We start from the raw sequence: 5,579 nt of genomic DNA on the forward strand, positions 1-5,579 counted from the left end.
TTGCGCGCCAGGGTTTCGAACGGCAGCGGGGCGACGCCCACGTGCAGACCGTGCGCGGGGACGGCTTCCCCGGCCAACGTCGGTTCCCCGCCGGGCAGCCCGGCGAGCTCGTACGCCGAGACGCTTGCCTCGCCGGCCAGCGCCGCAAGCGTCGTGCCGAGCGCGGAGAGCGGCACCGCCAACCCTTCGCCGTGGGCGCCGCGCGCGAGGGCCAGTTCGACCCGCGGCTCGGTGCTCGACAGCAGCGTCGGCTCGGGCGTGGCCGTAATCGCGACGTCGGCAAGAATCGCGGGCGCCGTCTGCGCCACGGTGCCGAGCACGGCCGCGACGAGCGGCTCCACCTGCGGCGCATCGTCCTGCGGCGCGATAGCCGCCTCGCCCGGGCCCGGCCCCGCGCCCGCGCTTTCGGCCAACGCGGGTTCAGGGGCAGGCGCCGCGCTGACGGGCGCGGGCAAACAGCGCGTGACCGGCACGGCGCGCAAGCTCCGATGCCCGGCGCCGTTGAACGCCTCCACGATGAAGCGGAACCAGCCGCGATCGACGACGGCCAACATGCGCTTGCCGTCGGCGAGCGGCTGCGGGTCGAGCGCGATATGGCAGGTCTGGGCGTCTTGGATCAAGTAATCCTCGACGATGTTGGGCAGTGCCTGCCTGAGCCGGGGCCCCTTGAGCGGAGGCAGCGTCGCGGCCAGCATCAGCATGTCGCGCGCCGCCACGATCAGCACCGTCGTGGACGCGCGGGGCAGGAACGCGAGCGCCGCCCGGCCCACGCGCTCCTTGCGAGCGCTCTTGTCGAGGAGTACGAAAGGCATCTCGGGGAGCTGCCATTCTTGCGACGGCACCGCGGGATCTCGCGGCGGCAGTAAGACGATCAACGTGCTCAAGGCCCGTCCTCTCCTGGTTTAAAGCTGCTTTAAAGCTGATCGTGCACACGCACGATACGTGTCGTGTGCGTCAGCGGGTCGCGATAGATCAGCGTCGTGCGGTCGACTTCGGCCCGCTCGTGCTGCACGCGTCCATGCACGAGAAAATAGCTCGTCGTCACGTCCATGGGAATCTGGCTGATGTCGACGCCCGGCGGCAACGCCCCCGTGCCCTGCAAGGCGAGTTGGACATCGCCGGTGTTGCGAAAAAACGCGCTTTGGCGGCGCGACACCAGCGCTTGCGCGCTCGAAAGCGACATGCCCGGCACCATCGCGGCGATCACTTCCGCCGGCGCCGTATTCATGTTGACGCTCGTTTGGGTCGGCAGCACGGTGACGAACGGACGCAGGCGCGCGACGATCTCGGGCGTGAAGCCCGGCACGACCAGCAACGAGTCGACGCTCGTGAACTGCAGTGGCCGGGCGTCGGCATTCTCGTCGCTTCCGCCTTCGAGCCCCGGCTCGTCGGTAAACGTGCCGGCGCTCACCGTGTCGCCGGGCTGCGGGGGCTCGGCTTGCCCCGCTTGCGCGGCCGAACCGAGCCGGTTGGCGATCGGCGATTGAAAGCGCGTGGCCGATTGCATGAGCGATGCGCGCATCTGCAGCGCGGTGATTTTCGCGAGTCCGCCGTCCAAACCCAACAGCGATAGCAGGCGGGCGAACGCGGCTGTCTCCTGCTTGTTCAGTTGCAGTGCGCCCGGCGCCGGAATGGAGACGAGATTGCGCAGGTTGAACTTCGCCTGCGCATCTTCGATCGATCCCGACAGATAGGTCTGCGCGCCTTCGGCCGCCGTGTTTTCGCCTACGGTGCCGAGAAAATCGGATAGACGGGTTCGCGCGATCGGCACTGCCCAAACGCCGCCGAGATACGTGACGGTCGGCGCGGTGTCGGCCTCCGAGCGCAAAATCAAGCGAGTCCAATCCACGGCGCCGCGCGCCACCCATTGCGCTTGCGCCAAGAGCCGCTGATTCTGGATACGGCGGATCTGCACTTGCTGACGCCAGAGCACTCCGGCGACGAGGATCGCCGACAGCGTCACGACAAGCAGCGCGCTGATGATGGCTACGCCGCGCTGGCGGCGCGCGCGAGACGGCCGCGCCCCTCGCCGCGCGGCGGAGCGAGCATACGTCTTGAAAAGAACGTGTCGCGCGCGCATCGTCATTCTCCGACGAGGAACATGCGTTTGATCGGCACGTGCAGCGACGGCGCGCCGATCGACACCTCGAGGCCCGTGACCGCGCGCGGCAGCGGGGCGTTGCTAAATTGCGGCACCTTCACGTTGTTGTCGTTGCGCTCGATCTCGGATGCGACGTCGCCCATTTGCGTCGTCCAGCCAACTCGGGGCACGTAAAAGCGCGCGGTGATCTTGCCCACCCCGGAAATCAACGGCACCGCGCTCCAATCGCCGCTGCCGCTCGATGCCGCTAGCGTACGCCGAAGTTGCCCCACCGTCGCGACGGGCGGCGATGCATAGCGCGTGATGCGACCTTCCACGACTTGATAGCGCACGACTTGCAAGCGCGGGGCTTCACCCGGAAGCCCGAACGAGCGAACGATCTGCAATACATCGCCGGACACGGAAATGGACGGACGTCCGACTTCGTCATCGGTCGCCGCTTGCCGGGCGTCGACGCGCAGTTGATCGAACAGCTGTACGAACACGCGTTCGTCTTCCATCGCGCTCGAGATCGCCTGCCGGCCACGCATGATCTGGTCGAGCCCGCGCCAAGAGAGCACGGCGATGACCGCGAGGATCGCGATCGCCACCATCAGTTCGATGAGCGTGAAGCCTCGCTCGCGCCGCGCGGGGCGCTTCGTCCTACAACGCACGGTTCGTCTCATTGGCGACCACCGATACGAGTTGCGCGAGGCTTCCCGAGTGTCCGGGCGTCGTCACCGACACCTCGACACGGCGGAAGATCGGATTGGGCGTGGCGCTCACGCGTTCCGTACAGGTAAGCGGCAAGTTGCCTTGCGAACAATCGAAGCTTTGCGTGCCGATGTCGGGCCAGACGCGCGACAAATGCAGCTGCGTCAGCGCGTTATCGGCGCTCCAACCCGCGAGTAGGCGCCGGTGCAGATCGGCCTCGTCGTTGGCGAGCATGCCGACCGCGCGCAACGAGGCGGCGAGCGCAACCGCGATGATCGCGAGCGCCACGAGCACTTCGATCATCGTGAAGCCGCCCGAGCGCGGCGCGATTCGAGCCATGGAGCGCATGTTCAACGCACCTCGTATCGGCCATTGCCGGTGCCGACGATCGTCGCGCGGCCGACAGCCGAGAAGAGCGTCACCGTGACGGCTTGCCCGATGCTCTCGACCCCGAACACGATGCGATCGGGGTGCACGTTCGAGCCGGGGTAGTCGATGGTCACATCGGTCACGCCGCCTTCCCAGCCACGTTGCCGCAGCAGATCGTCCCGCAGCAGCGGCCGCCAGCCATCCTCGGTGCGCATGTCGAAGCGGTACCCGCCCGTCACGGGCTGCCAAGCGATCGGGCGCGCGCGCACCTGCGCTTCGTCCGACGCCGATTCGAACAAGAGCGCCAGCCGCTGCGCCTGCTCGTTCAGGTCGGTGCGCGGATTGCGCGTGAGCGACACGGATGCGAGCGACACGAGCAGCCCGGCGATGACGAGGACGACCATCATTTCGAGCAGCGTGAATCCACGCGCCCGAGCCGCTCCGAAGTGCATACGCCGCGAGCTTGATCCGCGGTTCATGAACATGATCGCCGGTAATGCCGCAGGTCTAGCCGCGCCCGCATGCCGTGCACGCGATGCGCCGCATCACTGCCACGAGCCGACGTCGGCGTCGTTGCCTTCGCCGCCGGGTTTGCCGTCCGCCCCGTAGCTGAACACGTCGATCTCGCCATGCACGCCCGGATTCAGATACTGATAGGAATTGCCCCAAGGATCGTTAGGCAGCCGTTCGAGATAACCACCGTCCTTCCAGTTGTTCGGGATCGGATCGGTGCTCGGCTTCTCGATCAACGCACGAAGCCCTTGCTCCTGCGACGGGTACCGGCCGTTATCGAGCCGATAGAGCTTGAGCGCCTGCATTACCGTGCCGATGTCCTGTTTGGCCGCGACGCGACGCGCTTCATCGGGACGGCTCATGATCTTGGGCACGATCAGCGCGGCCAAGATGCCGAGAATCGCGATCACGACCATGATTTCGATCAGCGTGAAGCCGCGTTGGCGCCGCGCACGCAGGGCCGCTACTTCGGTACGACGTTGGTTCCACATTTGCATCATTCGCTACCTCGTTCGATAAATTTGTCAGGCAAGCGCCAAGGGCGCTTCGCATCGCGCCGCCGATTGTAATGGGCCGCTCGTCAGGGTTCGACAACCACGCAAACCCGACGTTAGCGCCGTACAATGACGCGCATGAACACTCTCCAAATCCGCCTGCTGTCGTTCGCGCTGTTTGCGGTTTTTTGCGCGACGCTCACCTATTGGATCGTCGTGCTGACCGCGCACCCCGCGCCGCCGCCGCAGGCGGCCGCCGTTGCGCCTAGCGTGTCCGCCGAGGACGCCGCCGCGCTGTTCGGCGGCAAGCTCACGCACGAGGCCAACCGCAACATCAAGCTCGTCGGCATTCTCTCGCTGCGCGAGGGCGCCGCGGCGATCGTCGGCGTGGGCGACGAGCCCGCCCGCGCCATCGCGCTCGGCAGCAAGATCACCGACGGCACCACGCTCTCCGAAGTCAGAGCGCGCTCGATCGTCATCGATCACAACGGCGTGCACTCCGAAATTCCGCTGGCCCCGAACGCAGGCGGCCCGACCATCTACGTGCGCTGACGCACATTCGCATCGGGTCTCGTTCTCTTCGGCAAACTGCGAAACAAGCCCGGCCCATCACGGCCGATACGAGACCCAGTCAATGCTCGAGCGCGAACGACAAGGCCCCCGCGCCGCTACTGCACCATGTTGTTCAAATCGATGATCGGCAGCATCACGGCAAGCACGATCACGAGCACGACACCGCCCATCGCCAAGATGAGCAGCGGCTCGAGCAAGCTCGTCAGAAACATCGTGCGCCGCTCCAGTTCGCGCGCCTCGCCTTCCGAGGCGCGATCGAGCATGGTCGTCACATCGCCCGTTGCCTCGCCCGAACGAATGAGGTGCACGAGCACAGGCGGAAACGTTTTCGTATTGCCGAGCGCGCGAGACAGCGAAGTGCCTTCGCGCACACGAACGATCGCATCGTCGACATTGCCGCGCATCGCGCGATTGTTCAAAGTCTCGCCGGCCGCCTGCAGCGCGCGCAGAATCGGCACGCCGGCCGCCGTCAAAATCGCGAGCGTACTCGCGAAACGAACCGTGTTGTAGCCGCGCACGAGCTTGCCGGCGAGCGGCGCCGTCAGCAACCAGCGATCGAACGCAAGGCGCGGGCCGGACTGCGACAGAATCGCGCGCGCCGCATAAACGACCAGCGCCACCCCGATCAGAATCGCCCACCACCAGTGCCGCACGAACCCCGAAAGCGCCATCATCATTACCGTGAGAAACGGCAGCTGCTGCTTGGTGCTCGCGAACACGTTCACGACTTGCGGCACGACATAGCTGAGCAGGAATGTCACGATGCCGAATGCGATCAACGTAACGATCGCCGGGTACGTGAACGCCAGCACGATTTTTTGAGAGAGCGCGTTGCG

8 protein-coding genes are annotated in these 5,579 nt (G+C 66.2%); 1 reads left to right on the forward strand and 7 read right to left on the reverse strand.

All coding sequences use genetic code 11. The features are described from left to right. The 6 genes from gspL to gspG form a co-directional block, all read right to left on the reverse strand. Nucleotides 1–884, reverse strand: an 884-nt coding sequence (gspL, locus tag ACTHNR_RS09115) for a type II secretion system protein GspL (protein ID WP_440547256.1), incomplete at its 3' end; no start/stop codon positions are given. A 29-nt stretch (nt 885–913) separates the two neighbouring features. Further along, nucleotides 914–2,080 carry a type II secretion system minor pseudopilin GspK gene (gspK, locus tag ACTHNR_RS09120; RefSeq protein ID WP_440547257.1) on the reverse strand — a complete coding sequence of 389 codons (1,167 nt, stop codon included), beginning with the start codon at nt 2,078–2,080 and terminating at the stop codon, nt 914–916. Between the two features lie 2 nt (nt 2,081–2,082). After that, nucleotides 2,083–2,766, reverse strand: coding sequence for a PulJ/GspJ family protein (locus tag ACTHNR_RS09125; RefSeq protein ID WP_440547258.1), 684 nt, complete (start codon nt 2,764–2,766; stop codon nt 2,083–2,085). Further along, nucleotides 2,744–3,142, reverse strand: a complete 399-nt coding sequence (gene gspI / locus ACTHNR_RS09130; RefSeq protein ID WP_440547262.1) for a type II secretion system minor pseudopilin GspI — start codon at nt 3,140–3,142, stop codon at nt 2,744–2,746. Before gspI ends, ACTHNR_RS09125 begins: the two co-directional genes overlap by 23 nt. A 2-nt stretch (nt 3,143–3,144) precedes the next feature. Next, nucleotides 3,145–3,648, reverse strand: a complete 504-nt coding sequence (locus tag ACTHNR_RS09135; protein WP_440547259.1) for a GspH/FimT family pseudopilin — start codon at nt 3,646–3,648, stop codon at nt 3,145–3,147. A 60-nt stretch (nt 3,649–3,708) separates the two neighbouring features. After that, nucleotides 3,709–4,173, reverse strand: a complete 465-nt coding sequence (gspG, locus tag ACTHNR_RS09140) for a type II secretion system major pseudopilin GspG (protein WP_440547263.1) — start codon at nt 4,171–4,173, stop codon at nt 3,709–3,711. A gap of 135 nt (nt 4,174–4,308) precedes the next feature. Here gspG and ACTHNR_RS09145 point away from each other — a divergent pair, with 135 nt between their 5' ends. Beyond that, on the forward strand, nt 4,309–4,722 hold the full coding sequence (locus ACTHNR_RS09145; RefSeq protein WP_440547260.1) for a hypothetical protein: 414 nt from the start codon (nt 4,309–4,311) through the stop codon (nt 4,720–4,722). Nucleotides 4,723–4,838: 116 nt separating this feature from the next. On the opposite strand, the gene ACTHNR_RS09150 is transcribed toward ACTHNR_RS09145, so the two are convergent. Continuing rightward, the coding region (locus ACTHNR_RS09150) for a type II secretion system F family protein (protein WP_440547261.1) at nt 4,839–5,579 on the reverse strand (741 nt) is incomplete at its 5' end.

Origin of the sequence: Trinickia sp. (assembly GCF_051954495.1) — a bacterium.
Classification (GTDB): domain Bacteria; phylum Pseudomonadota; class Gammaproteobacteria; order Burkholderiales; family Burkholderiaceae; genus Trinickia.